Below are 18875 nucleotides of genomic sequence, written 5' to 3'. Positions count from 1 at the left end.
TCCCTTCAACGTGGGAAATAGCCGGTCTGCTCGAAGAACCGGATGTAGGTGTCCAGCAGCTCGTCGGTGATCTCCGGGCACGGGAAACCGGCTTTGCCGGTGCCTTCGACGTCGTAGGTGATGGGCAGTTCTTCCGACCGCGTGCGGTCGGTGAACACGTCCAGCAACGGGTTCGCGGCGTTGCCGGGATCGCTGCGGATCCTGTCCGCCCACTGCTCCCTCGGCACTTCGTCGAGGTGATGGCCGTGGTGTCGCAGCCGCTTGACCAGTTGGCCGAGGCTCACGGGTTTCGCGTTGTACAGGTGGTACGTCGCGTTGCCGGACTGTTGGGACAGACCGACGATGGCCGTGCTGACGTAGTCGACCGGCGCGATCGTGAACAGGGCCTTCGCTTCCGCGGGAACGGCCTTCGCCTGCAAGCAACCCTGGAGACTGCGCCAGATGAAGTCGTTGGTCTGGCACGCACCGTTGTCCTGGCTGCCGCACACCGTGTCCGGCCGGAACACCGTGACAGGCAGGCCGCGCCGTTGTGCTTCTCGCACCAGCTGCTCGGCGACCCACTTGCTCTGCTGATACCCGGTCGGCAGCTCCTCCGCCGGCCCGGTCTCGGCCGCGGTCGCCTTCGGACCTCCAGGCTGCGCGAACACACCGGTGGTCGACACGTAGTGCACCGGCACCGCACGATGTCGCGCGGCCAGGCGCAGCACCTCTTCCGTGCCTTTGACGTTGGCCGCCTTGAGATCCTGGTACGGATACAGCCAGTTGACCTGCGAGCCCGCGTGGTAGACGACGTCGATGGTGCGCGCCAGTTCGTCGAACCGTTCTTCGCCGAGCCCGAGTGCCGGCTCGGCGAGATCTCCTCTGACGACCTCGACCCTGCCCAGATCAACCGCCAACCCGTACCAGTCCAGGTTCTTCTTCAAGCGCGCCAACGCTTCTGTAGCATCTCCGGCCCTGATGAGGCAGTGCACCCGCGCTGTCGTGCGGTCAAGGAGGTCCCGCAGCAAGAACGCTCCGAGGAAACCCGTCGCGCCAGTCAGGAAGATCTCTTCAAGCTTGCCGGTCGCCTTGACGGCCGGCCGAATGTCATCAGCCAGCGCGACTTCCTTGGTGAAGTCGGTCTTCTTGATCGTGCTTTCGCCGTTGAGGAACGCAGCCAACGCGGCGGGACTGGGCTGGTCGAACACGATGGTGGCCGGCAGCCGAAGCCCGGTCGCCCTGGCCAGCCGGTTGCGCAGCTCCACCGACAGCAGCGAGTCGAACCCCATGTCCCTGAACGACTTCCCGGCGTCGAACTCATCATTCTCAAGCCTGAGCACGGCTTTCGTCGTCACGCACACCAGCTCGAACAGGTCCTGGACTTCCTCCGCCACCGGCTCAGCCGTGTCGTTCGCGTCGAGCCAGTAGCGACGCCGCTGGAACGGGTAGGTAGGCAGCTTGACCTTGCGCGCTCCGGGAAACATCGCCGCCCAGCCAACCTCCACCCCACCCACGAACGCCTCCGCGAGCGCCCTCACGAACCGCTCCGGCCCACCATCGTCCCGATGCAGCGTCCCAGAGACAGCGGCTCCCTCCACCGTCTCCTCGACCGCGACCGTCAGCACCGGGTGCGGGCTGATCTCGATGAACCTGCGGTGCCCGTGGTCCGCGAGCGTCCGGACAGCCGACTCGAACAACACCGTCTGTCTCAGGTTCCGGTACCAGTACTCGGCGTTGAGTTCGGTCGTGTCCACCCACTTCTCATCCACCGTCGAGAAGAACTCGATCTCCGCCCGTCCAGGCCTGATGCCTTCCAGTGCCTTGATCAGTTCGCTGCGCAGTCCCTCAACCTGCGGCGAGTGCGACGCGTAATCAACCGGGATCCGCCGACCTTCAACGTCTTCGAGCGCTTCCAGGTCACCCGACAGCACAATCGACGTCGGCCCGTTGATCGCCGCCACCGACAACCGCGAATCCTTGGGCAGCTCCCGCACCACGACCATGCCGCCGCCCTTACCCGCAAGCCTCCGCGCGATCAACCTGCTGCGCCGCGCCACCACCTTCGCCCCGTCCTCAACGGACAGCGCCCCCGCCACCACCGCGGCAGCGATCTCCCCCTGCGAATGCCCAACGACCGCCCGCGGCTCAACCCCGTTCACCCGCCACAAATGCGCCAACGACACCATCACCGCCCACAACGCCGGCTGCACGACGTCAACCCGCTCCAGCGCCGCCGCATCCCCCAGCACCTCGAACAGGTCCCACTCGACCTCCGGCTCCAGGGCCCGCGCACACTCCCGCATCCGCTCCGCGAACGCCGGCTGAGCCGCGATCAGCCCTTCCGCCATGCCGACCCACTGCGCTCCCTGCCCTGGGAACACGAAGCAGATCTCGCCCTCGGCGTCCGCGACACCCTCGACCACCTGGTCACCCAGCACAACGGCCCGGTGCTCCAACATGGCCCTGGTGGTGACCAGTGAGAACGCCACATCGTCCGGCTCAACCTCAGGGCGTTGCTCGAGGAAACCCTTGATCTGCTCGATCCGCGCCCGCAACGCCTTGACGCTCCTCGCAGACACCACCAACGGCACCTGCCCCGCCGTGCCGCCACTCGCCCTTGCCCGCCTGGTTCCCGGAATCGATTCAGCCTCGCAGGCCCCCTGGGGGGATCGGGTCCCCACTCCAATCATCTCAACCAGGTCTGACAATTCCGGGCCGTCCCCACCCTCCAAGATCACGTGCGCGTTCGTCCCCGACACCCCGAACGACGACACCGCAGACCTGCGCGCACGCCCCCGCGACGGCCACGGCCGCACCGACGTGAGCAGCTCAACTGCCCCCACCGACCAATCCACGTGCGGAGTCGGCTCATCCACATGCAGCGTCATCGGCAACACCCCGTGCCGCATCGCCATCACCATCTTGATCACGCCACCGACACCCGCCGCCGCCTGCGCGTGCCCGATGTTCGACTTCAAGGACCCCAGCCACACCGGATCCGGCCTCTGCCCGTACGTCGCCAGCAACGCCTGCGCCTCAATCGGGTCACCAAGCACCGTCCCGGTGCCGTGCGCCTCCACCGCGTCCACATCGGACGGTTCCAGCCTTGCCCGCGCCAACGCCTGCCGGATCACCCGCTGCTGCGAAGGCCCGTTCGGCGCCGTCAACCCGTTCGAAGCCCCGTCCGAGTTGACCGCCGACCCCCGCAGAACAGCCAAAACCTCATGCCCGTTCCGCCGGGCATCAGAAAGCCGCTCCAGCAACAACACCCCGACACCCTCGGACCACGCCGTGCCGTCAGCCGCAGCAGCGAAAGCCTTGCACCGCCCATCGGCCGACAACCCGCGCTGCCGGCTGAACTCCACGAACACCGCCGGACTCGCCATCAGCGCCACCCCGCCGGCCAAAGCCAGCGAACACTCCCCGGCTCGCAACGACTGCGCCGCCAGGTGCAGCGCCACCAGCGACGACGAGCAAGCCGTGTCGACGGTCACCGCGGGCCCCTCGAACCCGAACGTGTAAGCAACGCGCCCCGACGCGACACTCCCCGCGCTCCCCGTCCCCAGATGCCCCTCCGCCCACGCAGGAATCCGGCCCGACAACCGCGACCCGTAGTCGTTGTACATCACCCCGGCGAACACCCCGGTCCTGCTGCGCCGCAACGACAACGGGTCGACCCCCGCGTCCTCGAACGCCTCCCACGACGTCTCCAGCAGCAACCGTTGCTGCGGATCGATCGCCAGCGCCTCTCGCGGCGAGATCCCGAAGAACCCGGCGTCGAACTCCGCCGCGTCGTACAAGAACCCGCCCGACCGCGGGTAACAGGTCCCACGCACCGCAGCATCGGGCGAGTACAACGCCTCCAGATCCCACCCGCGGTCCGCCGGGAACGGACCGATCGCGTCCACCCCGTCCGCGACCAGCCGCCACAGCTCCTCCGGCGACCGCACCCCACCGGGATACCGGCACGCCATCCCGACGATCGCGACAGGCTCGTCCAGCCGTGCCAGCAGTTCGTCGTTCTCGCTCCGCAACCGCCGGTTCTCTTTGACCGCGACCCGCAACGCCTTGACGACCTGATCCACGTGCCCCTCCGCCTCAGTGCCCACTGGTGCCCAGGACGAGCCGCACCAGGTCGTCGGTGTCCATGTCGTCGATCGCGTCGGTCTCGTCCACCACGTCGTTCGGCACCAGCTCAGCCCTCAGGAACTCGACCAACGCCTCGACAGTCGGATGGTCGAACACCAACGTCGACGGCAACCGCACCCCGGTCGCCGCACTCAGCCTGTTCCGCAGTTCGACGGCCGTGAGCGAGTCGAATCCGAGTTCTTTGAACGTCCGCCCGGCCGACACCCGCCCCGAGATCCCGAGCACTCCAGCGACCTCGTCGCGCACCAGGCCGAGCAACACCTGCCGCGAGTCCCCAGCCACCCGCACCGGCGCCTTCGACTCCGTCCGGACCCGAATCAGCCCACGCAGCAACGGATGCACCGTCACCTGAGCCGACGCGTCCAACGGCACAGGCACCACGACAGCCTCACCACACCCCAACGCCGCGTCGAACAAGCGCAACGCTTCCTCAGTGCCCAACGGCCGAATACCGCTGCGAGCCATCCGCGCGCGATCAGCATCGCCGAGGTGCCCGGTCATACCGCTCTCGTCCGCCCAAAGCCCCCACGCAAGCGTCACAGCCGGCAACCCACGCGCCCGCCGATGCCGCGCCAGCGCGTCCAAGAACGCGTTGGCCGCCGCGTAGTTCGCCTGCCCAGGCCCACCGAACGTGCCCGCGGCCGACGAGAAGTACACCGTCGGCACATCCGGCAGCAGCTCGTGCAGATACCAGGCCGCATCAGCCTTGCCCCGCCACACCCCGTCAACGCGCTCAGGCGTGAGCGACGAAATCACGCCGTCGTCGAGCGTTCCCGCCATGTGCACCACGGCATCCACCGGACTCTCAGCCAGCAGCCGCTCCAACGCCGCCCGGTCCGCCACATCACACGCCACCACCGAGACCTCGGCACCGAGCTCTTCCAGCTCAGCCCGCAGCTCCGCGGCCTCACCCCGCCTGCTGGCCAGCACCAACCTCGTCACACCATGCGCGACAACAAGATGCCGCGCCACGAACCCACCAAGCGTGCCCGTTCCACCAGTGATCAGCACCCTGCCTTCGAGGCGGAAACCCTCGTCCGTTACCGACGGCCTCGCGAGTCGTGGCACCAAAACCTCGTTGCCCCGCAACGCGAGCTGCGGTTCTCCGGACGCCACCGCCGCCGCCAGCAACCCCTCCGGAACTCCGTCCTCGACATCGACCAACACGACCCTGCCGGGATTCTCCGACTGCGCCGACCGCACCAACCCCCACACCGCCGCGCCAGCCAGGTCCGGATCGTCCCCCGTAGCGTTCTTCGTCACGAGCACAAGCGGTTCCTGCTCGCCCGCAGCCCATTCCTGCAGCACCGCCAACGCCTGATGCACGTGCTCCACCTCGACCACGTCACCCGGAGGTTCAGCCGACGCGACCGAAATCGGCGTCCACCTGACCGCATACAGCGAATCGGGCACGAGCCGATCAGACGACACAGGCCGCAGCACCAACGAATCCACGTTCACCACAGCACGGCCGTCCTCATCCACCGCGGCCAGCGACACCACGTCACTCGCGATCGAGGTCAACCGCACCCGCAACACCGACGCCCCACTCGCCGCCAACGACACCCCGTTCCAGGCGAACGGCAACCGACCCTCACAGCCGGTCTGCCCGTCCAGGAACATCGCGTGCAACGCGGCATCCAGCAGCGCCGGGTGAAGCCCGAAGCCCGTCTCCCGCCCCTGAAGCCGAACCTCCGCGAACACCTCCCCGTCGCCACGCCAGACCCGTTGCAACCCTTGAAACCGCGGCCCGTAGTCGAACCCGATGCCACTCAACCGCTCATAGAGGTCCCCAACCGCAATCTCTTCCCCAGCAGGCGGCCACTCGATCCCCACCTCCTGCGGCACACCAGGCGCCACCACCCCGCCGGCATGCAGGACCCACTCAGCACCCCGCGAATAGACCTCGATCGACCGCCGACCCGTGGCGTCCGCCTCACCAACCACCACCTGCAGCTCAACTGCCGCCTCTGGCACCACCAGCGGCGCCACGATGGTCAGTTCCTCCACCACACCACAGCCGACCTCCCGAGCCGCCTGCAACGCGAGCTCGAGAAACGCGGTGCCCGGCAACAACACCGACCCCAGCACCGCGTGATCAGCCAGCCACGGATGCGCGGACAACGACACCTTGCCCGTGAACAGGACCCCGCCCGAGCCCGCCAAGCTGGTCCCGTTGCCCAGCAACGGATGCCCGGCCGCACCGAGCCAGTAATGTTCATGCTGGAACGCATAAGCAGGCAGGTCGACCCGCTGCTTGCCAGGGCAGCACCGAGCCCAGTCGACGTTCGCACCGCCGACCCACGCCTGCGCCAGCGACTCCAGGAACCGATCCCAGCCGCCGTCATCCCGACGCAGCGACCCGACAACGGTCCCGTCAACGACGTCCTGAACCCCGATGGTCAGCACCGGATGCGCACTGACCTCGACGAACACCCCGTACCCGTCCTCGGCAAGCTGCTTCGTCGCCTGCTCGAACCTGACCGTGTTGCGCAGGTTCTCGTACCAGTACCGCGCATCGAGCCCTGCCGTGTCGAACCGCTCGCCCGTCAACGTCGAATAGAAGTCGATCTCAGCGCTGCACGGCTCAATCCCCTGCAACGCCTCAAGAATCTCGTCCCTCACGGCCTCAACGTGCGGCGTGTGCGACGCGTAGTCCACCGGAACCCACCGCGCATGCACGCCATCGGCCTCACAGGCCGCCAACAACCCTTGCAGCGCCTCGACCTCACCAGCAAGCACCGTCGCAGCAGGCCCGTTCACCGCCGCAACGTGCACCCGCCACCGCCGCGCGAGCACCGCAGCCCGATCAGCGGACGCCGCCACCGACACCATGCCACCCGTGCCCGCAAGCTTCGCAATCGCCGCGCTGCGCAGACAAACCACCTTCGCACCATCCTCAATGGACAATGCGCCCGCGACCACCGCAGCCGCGATCTCCCCTTGCGAATGCCCGACAACCGCCTGCGGCTCAACCCCGAACTCCCGCCACAACCCGGCCAACGACACCATCACCGCCCACAACGCGGGCTGCACGACCTCGACCCGGTCCAGCGCCGCAGCGTCCTGAAGCACCTCGAACAGCTCCCAGCCCACCCACCGTCCCAGCGCTTTGGCGCACTCCCCCATCCGAGCAGCGAAGACCGGCGACGACTCGGCCAACTCCACCGCCATGCCCACCCACTGCGAACCCTGGCCGGGAAACACGAACGCCACTCGCCCGGTGCCCCCGGCCTGACCGGAAGCGATCACGGCGCCGTCCAGGAGAACAGCCCGATGCGCGAACGTCGACCTGGCCGCAAGGGTGCCGCCAACTTCCGCCGCACCAAGGTCAGGATGTTCACTCACGAACGCCACGAGTCGCTCGACCTGCGCCCGCAACGCCGCCTCGGTCTTGGCCGAAACCACCCACGGCACCCCGACCGCCCGAATCGATTCGCGCTGAATCGATTCGGAATAACAGGCCCCCTGGGGGGATCGGGTCCCCACTCCAATCATCTCAGCCAGGTCTGACATTTCCTGGGCGCGCGGAGCCTCCAAGATCACGTGCGCGTTCGTGCCGCTCATTCCGAACGACGACACGGCCGCCCGGCGCGGCGCAGCCCCAGCGGGCCACGGCCGGGCCTCGGTCAGCAGCTCCACCGAGCCCGCCGACCAGTCCACGTGCGGCGTCGGCTCATCCACATGCAGCGTCCTCGGCAACACCCCGTGCCGCATCGCCATCACCATCTTGATCACGCCACCGACCCCGGCCGCCGCCTGCGCGTGGCCGATGTTCGACTTCAACGACCCCAGCCACACCGGTTCCGGACGCTGGCCATAGGTCGCGATCAGCGCCTGCGCCTCGATCGGGTCACCCAAAGCAGTGCCAGTTCCATGCGCTTCGACCACGTCGACATCAGCCACGGACAACCCCGCCGCCCCTAGTGCCGCATGGATCACCCGCTGCTGTGACGGACCGTTAGGTGCCGTCAGCCCGTTTGACGCGCCGTCCTGGTTCACCGCCGACCCGCGCATGACCGCAAGCACCTCGTGGCCGTTGCGTTGGGCATCGGAAAGACGTTCCACCAACAACACACCCACGCCCTCAGCCCATGCGGTGCCGTCAGCAGAAGCCGCGAACGGCTTGCACCGGCCATCAGGCGCGAGCGCGCGCTGCTTGCTGAACTCGGCGAACGCGATCGGGGTCGGCATCACCGTTGCTCCCCCAACCAGGGCGAGCGAGCACTCACCGTTCCGCAACGCCTGCGCAGCCCAGTGCAACGCCACCAACGACGACGAGCACGCCGTGTCGACCGTGACGGCCGGCCCCTCCAGCCCGAACGCATAAGCCACCCGGCCGGAAGCAACACTCGCCGCGCTGCCGGTGCCGAGATAACCCATGACCTCCTCGGGCACGCGGCCGTACAGTCGAGCCGCGTAGTCGTGGTAGACGACACCGCTGAACACGCCGGTTTTGCTGCCGCGCAACGACAACGGGTCGATGCCGGCCCGTTCCACGGCCTCCCAGGACACCTCCAGCAACAGCCGCTGCTGCGGGTCCATCGCGAGCGCCTCACGCGGGTTGATCCCGAAGAAGTCCGCGTCGAACTCCCCCGCGTCGTGCAGGAACCCACCCTCGCGGACGTAAGACTTCTCAAACTCCCAACCGCGGTCCACCGGTGGCCCGCTGATCGCGTCGCGCCCCTCGGCCACCAGCCGCCACAGGTCGTCCGGCGACGCAACGCCACCGGGGTACCGGCAGGCCATCCCGACGATCGCGATCGGCTCATCGGAACGAGCCACCTCAACCGATTCCCTGCGCTCCCCGCCCAGGTGCTCCGCCAGCGCCCGCGGAGTCGGATGGTCGAACAACAACGTGGCGGGCAACGCCATGCCGGTCGCGGTCGACAGCCTGTTGCGCAACTGCACCGCCATCAGCGAGTCGAACCCGCACTCGCTGAACGCGCGCGCCGGATCAACCGCGTCCACACTCTCGTGTCCAAGCACCACCGCCGCATGCGCGCGCACCAGGTCGAGCAGGTCACGCTCAGGAGCGCTCACCACGGCCGTTGGTGCCGAACCGTCCAACCAGTACCGCTTGCGCTGGAACGCGTAGGTCGGCAGGTCGACGCGACGCGCATCCGTTTCCTCGAAGAACCGCGTCCACTCCACCGGCACGCCACGCACGTACAACTCCGCCAACGCCGTCAGCAACGCAACAGGTTCGTGCCCGTCGCGCAACGCAGTGGCGAACACGCATCCGTCCACCGAGGACAGGTTGTCCGCAGCCAACGCGGTGAGCACGCCACGCGGCCCCAGCTCCAGAAACGCCGTCACACCTTCGTCCCCCAGGGTTCGCACCGCGTCGCCAAACCGCACGGTCCGCCGCACATGCTCAACCCAGTAGTCCGGCGAGCTGATCCGACCGGCCACCACCGGAATCGACGGTTCCCGATAGGTCAGGCCTTCCGCGACGCGCCGGAAGTCGTCCAGCATCGGTTCGACGAGCGGCGAGTGGAAGGCATGGCTGACGTCCAGACGTTTCGACTTGGCGAACCGAGCGGCAATCGCCAGCACCTCGCCCTCGTCACCGGAAATCACGACCGCATCCGGCCCGTTCACCGCCGCGAGGCCGACCCGCCCAGTCAGCAACGGCACGATCTCCCGCTCGCCGGCCTGGATCGCCACCATCGCGCCGCCAGCGGGCAACGCCTGCATCAACCTGCCACGCGCCGAGACAAGCGTCGCCGCGTCCTCAAGCGACAACACCCCGGCCACGTGCGCTGCCGCCAACTCGCCGACCGAGTGCCCCGCGAGGAAGTCAGGCCGCACCCCGAACCACTCCACCAGCCGGAACAACGCCACTTCCACCGCGAACAGCGCGCTCTGCGTGTCCGCGGTCCGGTCGAGCGAACCGCCACCGAACACCACATCCCGCAACCCGTAACCCAGGTACGCGCACACCTCGTCGAACGCCTTCGCAAACACCGGGAACGCCTCATACAGCTCGCGCCCCATGCCCGGCCGCTGGCTGCCCTGCCCGCTGAACAGGAACGCCACCCGGCGCCCCGCCACCGCGACACCCTCCACGACGTGCGGGCTCACCCTGCCCTCGGCAAGCGCCTCCAACCCATCACCGATGACCACGGCGCGGTGCTCAAGTGCCGCCCGCGTGGTGACGAGCGAGTAGCCGAGGTCCATTCGCCTGACGTCCTCGCACTCCAGCAGCTTGTTCGCTTGAGCCCGCAACGCTTCCGCGCTCTTCGCGGACACGAGCAACGGCGCCGCGCCTGCCCCCGCAAAGCCAGCCACGCCTGTGCGAGCCACGTCCTCGTCGCTCGCCCCGCGTACCTCCCCCGCTGCTCGCCCGCTACTCGGAATCGATTCGGATTGACAGGCCCCCTGGGGGGATCGGGTCCCCACTCCAATCATCTCAACCAGGTCTGACAATTCCGGCGCGCCCGCGGATTCCAAGATCACGTGCGCGTTCGTCCCCGAGACACCGAAAGACGACACCGCAGACCTGCGCGGACGGTCCACCGACGGCCAGGGCCGAGCTGAAGTCAGCAGCGACACCGCGCCCGAAGACCAATCGACGTGCGGCGACGGCGCGTCCACGTGCAGAGTCCGCGGCAACAACCCGTGCCGCATCGCCATCACCGCCTTGATCACGCCACCCACCCCAGCGGCAGCCTGCGTGTGCCCGACGTTCGACTTCAAAGACCCGAGCCACACCGGATCAGACCGCCGCCCATAGGTCGCCAGCAACGCCTGAGCCTCGATCGGATCACCCAGCACCGTCCCAGTGCCATGCGCTTCGACGAGATCGACATCGGCAACGGACAGGCCTGCCGACGCGAGCGCCCGCAGGATCACGCGTTCCTGCGAGGGGCCGTTCGGTGCGGTGAGACCGTTCGACGCACCATCGGAGTTCACGGCGGAGCCGCGGACGACAGCCAGTACGGGGTGGCCGTTGCGTTCGGCGTCCGACAGTCGCTCCAGCAGGAGCACGCCGGCGCCCTCGGACCATCCGGTGCCGTCGGCCGACGCGGCGAAAGCCTTGCAGCGGCCGTCTGGGGAAAGTCCGCGTTGGCGGCTGAACTCGACGAACGTGGCGGGTGTCGCCATCACCGCGACGCCGCCGGCCAGGGCTAGTGAGCATTCGCCGTTCCGCAGCGCTTGTGCGGCCCAGTGCAGGGCCACCAAGGACGAGGAGCATGCCGTGTCGACCGTGATGGCCGGGCCTTCGAGGCCCAGCGAGTAGGCGACGCGGCCGGACGCGACGCTGCCCGCCGTGCCGAGGCCGAGGTAGGCCTCGACGTCGTCCGGGATCTCGTCCAGCCGGGACGCGTAGTCGTGGTACATGACGCCGGTGAACACGCCGGTTTCGGTGCCGCGCAACGATGACGGGTCGATGCCGGCGCGTTCGACCACCTCCCAGGAGACCTCGAGCAGCAGGCGTTGCTGCGGGTCCATGGCGAGCGCCTCGCGGGGTGAGAGGCCGAAGAAGTCGGCGTCGAACTCGCCTGCGTCGTAGAGGAAGCCGCCGTGGCGCGTGGAGGACTTGCCTACGCGGTCTGGATCGGCGTCGTACAGGGCGTCGACGTCCCAGCCGCGGTCCGCCGGGAACTCGCCGATCGCGTCGACCTCGTTGAGCACCAGGTCCCACAGGTCTTCTGTCGAACGGACACCGCCTGGGTAGCGGCACGCCATGGCGACGATCGCGATCGGTTGGTCTGAGGAAACCTGCTTCGTGGTGACCTGGACCGGGCGGGTGCCACGCAGTTCCGCGTGGAGGCGTTCGGCCAGGGCCTGTGGTGTCGGGTGGTCGAAGACGAGCGTGGCGGGCAGGCGGAGGTCCGTGGCTGCCGACAGGCGGTTGCGGAGTTCTACGGCGGTCAGCGAGTCGAAGCCGAGTTCGGCGAAGGCGCGGCTGGGTTCCACGGCGTTCGGGGTGTGGCCGAGAACGGCGGCGGTGTTGGAGCGCACCAGGTCCAGCAGAGCGGGGAGCTGGTCCTGTCCGGGGACAGCTGACAGCCGGCTTGGGCGGCGGGCGCGGATCAGGTTGCGCAGCAACGGATTTGTCGAGGCCCGGAGGTCGAGCTGGGCCGCGACGAAGGTGGGTTCGTTCGCGCGCAAGGCCGTGTCGAACAGTGCGAGGCCGGTCTCGTCGGACATCGCGATGGTGTTGTCGCGGGTGCCCGCGCCGGCGAGGTGGGTGGTCAGGGCGCTCGTTCGCTCCCACAGACCCCACGCTATGGAGATCGCGGGCAAACCGCGTGAGCGGCGGTGCTGCGCCAGGGCGTCCAGGAAGGCGTTGGCGGCGGCGTAGTTTCCCTGGCCCGGGCTGCCGAACACGCCCGCCACCGACGAGAACAGCACCAACGGGACGGTGGGCGCGAGTTCGTGCAGGTTCAGCGCGGCGGTGGCCTTGGGGCTCAACACCGTGTCGAGGCGTTCGGGGGTCAATGAGGTGATCACGCCGTCGTCGAGGACGCCCGCGGCGTGGACCACGGCCGTCAGATCGGGAATGCCGTCGAGCAGCGCCGCCAGTTCGGCACGGTCGGCGGCGTCGCAGGCTGCGACTGTGACGCGCGCGCCCAGTTCGGCTTCCAGGTCCGCAGCGCTGCCAGTTCGGCTCGCGAGTACCAGCTGCCGCACGCCGTGCTTGGTGACGAGGTGCCGGGCGAGCAGGCCGCCCAGCGTGCCGGTGCCGCCGGTGATCAGGACCGTGCCATCACCCAAGTCGAAGTCCGAAGTGGACGATTTGGCACGTTCCAGCCGTGGAGCGTATGCCTTGCCGTCGCGCACCATCAGCTGCGGCTCGCCGGCCGCGATCGCCGCGGGTAGCACGGAGTCGGCGTCGATCAGGATGATCCGGTCTGGATGTTCGGACTGCGCCGAACGCACCAGGCCCCACACCGCGGCGCCGTCGGGATCGGGGTCGTCGAGGTCGACCGCGCCCTGAGTGAGCACGACGAGACGGGTGTCCTCGCCGATCCATCGCTGTAGCTGTTCCAGGGCGGCGTGGACGTTTTGCGGCGACACCACGACCACGTCATCCGGCATGTCGGTGACGTCGGGCAGCGTGATGGGCGTCCACGTGACTCGGTACAGCGAGTTCACGGGCGCCAGGTCCTTGAGCGGAGTTGGGCGCAGCACAAGGGATTGCACGGCCGCGACTGGCAGTCCAGCGCCGTCGGCCAGCTGTACCGCGATGTTCTCGCCGTTGCGGGTCAGCCGGACGCGGAGTGCGGTCGCGCCCGCCGTGAACAGCTCTACGCCGTTCCACGAGAACGGCAGAAGTGTTTGCCCCTGCTGCGTTTCTCCCCAGCCTGCCAGCGCGATCGGGTGCAACGCGGCGTCGAACAGGGCCGGGTGCAGGCCGAACGCGGCGGGATCGCCTGGCAGGCGCACCTCGGCGAAGAGTTCGTCGCCGCGTCGCCACAACGCGGTCAGGCCCTGGAACTCCGGGCCGTACTCGTAGCCACCGGCGGCCAACGTGTCGTAGGCGTCGCGGAGGTCGATGGCGGTGGCGTTCGCCGGTGGCCATTCGTGGAGGTCGAAAGGCTTCATGACGGCAGTGGTCAGCGTGCCGCTCGCGTGTCTGCGCCATTGCTCGCCTTGGCGGCTGTGCACGGTGAAGGAACCGTGCTGATCGACCGCGAGCTGGACTTCGACGGTGCCGCCTGCCGGGAGGACCAGCGGCGTCTCGATGATCAGCTCGTCGATCGCGTCGTAGCCGACTTCCTCGCCCGCGGCCAGCGCCATCTCGACGAACGCCGTGCCGGGCAACAGGACCGTGCCGGACACCGCGTGGTCGGCGAGCCACGTTCGTTGCGAGAGGCGGGCGGTGAACACTTTCGTGCCCGCGTCCGCGAGTTCGACGGACGTGCCGAGCAGCGGGTGACCGTCCGGGCCCGGCTCCAGCCAGTAGCGCCGGCGCTGGAAGGCGTAGGTGGGGAGGTCGACGTGGCGGCCGTCGAACTGCCAGTCGACGTGCACGCCCCGCACCCACAGCTGGGCGGCCGAGGTGCGGAAGCGGTCCTGGCCGCCGTCGTCGCGGCGGAGGGTGCCGAAGCCGGTCAGCAACACCGGGTGCGGGCTGATTTCGAGGAGGATCCGGTCGTCCAGTTCGCGGACGACCGGGTCGTACTGGACCGTCTCGCGCAGGTTGCGGTACCAGTACGCGGCGTCCAGGGTGCCGCCCCCACAGGTGGACAGGAACGGGATCGCCGGTTCGCGGGGCTCGATGCCGGCGAGCGCGGCCAGCAGTTCGTCGCGGAGTTCTTCGACGTGGGCGGAGTGTGAGGCGTACTCGACGGGGATCCGCTTGCCTGCCACCGTGTTGAGTACTTCCAGGTCGCCGGACAGGACGAACGAGTCCGGTCCGTTGATCGCGGCCACGGACAGGCGTGGATCCAGGTGCTCGGGCAGTGCGGTTACGGCGATCATGCCGCCCCTGCCGGCGAGCCTGGTGATCAGCTTGGCGCGCAGGGCTACCACGCGTGCTCCATCCTCAATGGACAGAGCGCCTGCCACGACCGCCGCCGCGATTTCGCCCTGGGAGTGGCCGATGACGGCTTTCGGTTCCACGCCGTGCGTCTGCCACAGGTGGGCGAGCGATACCATTACGGCCCACAGCGCGGGTTGGACGACCTCGACGCGTGCCAGTGCTTCTGGATCTTCCAGCACGTCGAACAGGTTCCAGTCGACGTGTGGTCGCAGCGCCTGGGCGCAGTCGGCCATGCGTTGGGCGAATGCCGGGGATTCGGCGATGAGTTGCGTGCCCATGCCGGCCCACTGCGAGCCTTGGCCGGGGAACACGAACACCACTTCTTGGTTGTCTGCCCTGCCGGACGCGAGCTCGGTGTGGCCGTGGAGCACCGCGCGGTGGGGGAAGGCCGAACGGGTCGCGAGGGTGGTGGCGACGTCTGCGGGGTTCGGCTCGTGCCTGTCCACGAAGGCGAGCAGTTGGTCGATCTGGGCTTTCAGCGCCGTTTCGGTCTTGGCCGACACCAGCCACGGCATCGCTCCGTTGCCGCTCCTGTCCTCACCCCTGCTCGCGGATTCCAAGATCACGTGCGCGTTCGTCCCCGACACACCGAACGACGACACCGCCGCCCGCCGCGGACGCCCCAGCGATGGCCAGGGCTGCGAGGCCGTCAGCAGCGAGACCGCGCCCGAAGACCAGTCGACGTGTGGTGTCGGCGCGTCCACGTGCAGAGTCCGCGGCAACAACCCGTGCCGCATCGCCATCACCATCTTGATCACGCCACCCACCCCGGCGGCAGCCTGGGTGTGGCCGATGTTCGACTTCAAAGACCCGAGCCACACCGGATCAGGCCGCTGCCCATAGGTCGCCAGCAACGCCTGAGCCTCGATCGGATCACCCAGCACCGTCCCAGTGCCATGCGCTTCGACGACGTCGACATCGGCAACGGAGAGGCCGGCCGACGACAGCGCCGCGCGGATCACGCGTTGCTGGGCGGGGCCGCTGGGCGCGGTCAGGCCGTTGGAGGCGCCGTCGGAGTTGATGGCCGAGCCGCGCAGGACGGCCAGCACCCGGTGGCCGTTGCGACGAGCGTCGGACAGGCGCTCCAGCAGCACCACGCCCGCGCCTTCGGACCAGCTGGTGCCGTCCGCGGCGGAGGCGAAGGCTTTGCAGCGGCCGTCGGCGGACAGGGCGCGTTGGCGGGAGAATTCGATGAAGGTGGCGGGTGTGGCCATCACGGCCACGCCGCCGGCCAGGGCCAAAGAGCAGTCGCCGCGACGTAGGGCCTGGGCGGCGAGGTGCAGGGAGACCAGGGACGAGGAGCAGGCGGTGTCGACGGTGATGGCCGGGCCCTCGAAGCCGAAGGTGTAGGCGACGCGGCCGGAGATGACGCTGCCTGCGGTGCCGATGTCGTCGCGGGTGCCGTAGTCGTGGTGCATGGCGCCGGTGAACACGCCGGTTTGACTGCCGCACAACGACAGCGGGTCGATGCCCGCGTGTTCGAAGGCTTCCCAGGAGACTTCCAGCAGCAGGCGTTGCTGCGGGTCTGTGGACAGCGCTTCGCGGGGTGAGATGCCGAAGAAGTCGGCGTCGAACGAGCCCGCGTCGTGCAGGAAGCCGCCAAAACGGGTGTCCAGGGCGTCCAGGTCCCAGCCGCGGTCGGACGGGAACGGACCGATCGCGTCCACCTCGGAGGACACCAGGTGCCACAGGTCTTCTGGCGAACGCACGCCGCCTGGATAGCGGCACGCCATGCCCACGATCGCGATCGGCTCGTCTGATGGCGCCGCAACATCGACGGCCGGAACGGAGCCGAACAGCTGGGCGTGCAGGTGTGCGGCGAGGGCTGAGCAGGTCGGGTGGTCGAACGCGCAGGTCGTGTCCAGCGGCACGCCCGTTGACGCCACCAGGTCGTTGCGCAGCTCTACCGCGCCGAGAGAGGACAGGCCCAGTTCGCGGAACGGGCGGTCGACCGACAGCGGCGAGGAGCACAAACGGGCTGCGGCGGTGCGAACGATCTCCAGCAGCACGGTGTCGCGCTCGGGCGGGGACAGCGAAGTCAGGCGGTCGCGCAAGGGTGTGCCGGACGGTTCGGTGGCGGGGACGGTGACGCGCAGGCAGGTGTGTGAGGTGGTGAGGGCGTCCAGCACATCGGCGGCGCCGTCGCCCCACTCCAGTGAGACCGCGGGCAGGCCCTGCGAGCGGCGGTGCCGGGCCGCCGCGTCGCAGAAGGCGCCCAGGTCGGGACGGGACGCGGGCCAGCACAGCACGAGCGGGGTGCTGACGGTGAGATCGGCTGTTTCCGGGGAGGTGTGGATGATCAGGGCCGCTTCGGAGGGTGTGCAGTCGCCAGGAAGCTCGCCGGCCATCGGGCCGGAGCCAAGGACTGCGACTGGTCCCAGCGACTCGTGCACGGCGGGCAACCTGACCAGCCTCGGCGCGAGCACCACGCCGTCACGCACGGCCAGTTGTGCTTCGCCGGACGCCACAACCGTTGGCAGGTCAACGGTATCCGTGTCAGTGTCGACGAGTACGACGCGGTTCGGTCGCGCCAGGCCCCACACCGAAGCAGCAGCCAGATCCAGAACACCCTCGGTGTCGTTCACGGCGATGGCGCGACGCGTCACGATCACGAACCGGGCGGACGGCGCGGGATCCGAGGCCAGCCACGCATCGGCCTGGGCCGCGAAGTCTCCACTGTGGACGATCGTGAGATCGAACTCAGACCCGGCAGCGACAACCGGCACCCACTCGACGCCGTGCAGCGGGCGGGAAGAGGCACGCAGCCGAGAAGGTTGCGAGGCCAGCCGGTGACGGAAGATCTTGCCGGACGGAGTTCGCGGCACGTCGGAAACCTCGCGCAGCTCCGCAGGAACCTTCGCCGCGGACAGCTGTGCACGACACCCGGAAAGCACGGAAGCGGGGTCAAAGTCCAACCCTGGCACCACATACGCGACGGGAACCTCGCCAAGCACGTCGTCGGGCTTGCCGGCCACGGCCGCGTCGAGGACACCGGGAAGCTGGAGCAACACACGTTCGATCTCGGCGGGATGGATGTTCTCGCCGCCGCGGATGATGAGTTCCTTGGTGCGGCCGGTGATCGTCAGGTAGCCCTGCGGATCGCGCCGGGCCAGGTCGCCGGTGCGGTACCAGCCGTCCACCAGCGCGGGAGGCTGGTTGTGGTAGCCGGTCATGAGGTTCGGGCCGCTGACCCACACCTCGCCCTCGGAGCCGCATGGGACGTCGACGCCGGAGGAGTCCACCAGACGCACGCTCACGCCCGGCACCGGCAGTCCGCAGGAACCCGGGACGCGCAGGCCAGAAGGCCAGTTCACAGCGATCATGCCGCACGTCTCGGTGCTGCCGTAGCCGTCGAGCAGCGGTACGCCGAAGGCCGCTTCGAAGCCGGCGGACAGCGCGGCCGAGCAGACGGAACCGGCGGTGAGGCAGACGCGCAACCCAGACGCGACACCTCCGGCACGCACGAGTTGGTGGTACATAGTGGGAACACCGGCCAGGAACGTGACGTCCGAGCGCAGCTCCGCCAGCACGGCTTCGACGGAGAACCCGCTCTGGATCCGTGCGGTGGCACCGACCGCGGTCACGCCCAGCACGCACAGGCCGTGCGCGAGGCTGTGGAACAACGGCGCGGGCCACAACACCACGTCGGAAGGCGAAAGCCCGTAGATCGGCGCATAACAGGCGGCGACCGACCACAGGCAGCTGCGCTGGGTCGACAGCACGCCCTTGGGTTTGCCGGTGGTGCCGGACGTGTAGAGCATCCACGCGGGCTCGTCCAGCCCGAGATCGTCCCGAGCCGGAGCGGAACCACCAGACGCCAGAACGGAGAACGACAACGCGTCAGCGGGAACCGAGTCACCGACGACGATGAGCGACCGGACATCGAGGCGCCGCAACTGATCCAGGTGCGCCGCATCGGTGATCACGACCGCGGCACCGCTGTCCGACAGGAAGTGCGCGATCTCGGCAGAGGAGGAATCCGGGTTCAACGGCACGCCGACCGCGCTCGCCCGCGTGATCGCCAGGTAGCTCTCGATCACCTCGACCCGGTTGCCGAGCAGGATCGCCACCCGCCCGCCGCGCGGCACCAGACCGGCGAGGTGACCGGCCAGCCGCCGGGTGCGCAGCTCCAGGTCCGCGTAGGTGACGGAGCGCCAGGGGTCCGAGAACGCGACCTTGTCACCTGAGTGCGCGGCGTGCGCCTTGAGCAGGTCGGGCAACGGCCGGATCAGCTCGGCACGCAACATGG

The 18875-nt window shown here is 68.7% G+C and carries 2 protein-coding genes; both read right to left on the bottom strand.

Annotation, left to right across the window (positions count from 1 at the left end):
- Positions 1-5: 5 nt before the first annotated feature.
- A complete protein-coding gene (locus SK803_RS03540) occupies positions 6-4064 on the bottom strand; it encodes a type I polyketide synthase (protein ID WP_319964266.1) in 4059 nt (1352 codons plus the stop codon).
- Between the two features lie 13 nt (positions 4065-4077).
- Complete coding sequence (locus tag SK803_RS03535; protein WP_319964265.1) at positions 4078-18873, bottom strand: SDR family NAD(P)-dependent oxidoreductase; 14796 nt, start codon at positions 18871-18873, stop codon at positions 4078-4080.
- Between the last annotated feature and the right edge of the window lie 2 nt (positions 18874-18875).

Source organism: Lentzea miocenica (assembly GCF_033949945.1).
In the GTDB taxonomy this organism is placed as follows: Bacteria; Actinomycetota; Actinomycetes; order Mycobacteriales; family Pseudonocardiaceae; genus Lentzea; species Lentzea miocenica.
Note: the sequence above shows the minus strand (reverse complement) of the source record. Positions and strands in the feature narration are given on the sequence as shown.

Coding starts and splice junctions, on each gene's coding strand:
- SK803_RS03535 (WP_319964265.1), bottom strand. CDS start 18,873: ATGTTGCGTGCCGAGCTGATCCGGCCGTTGCCCGACCTGCTCAAGGCG.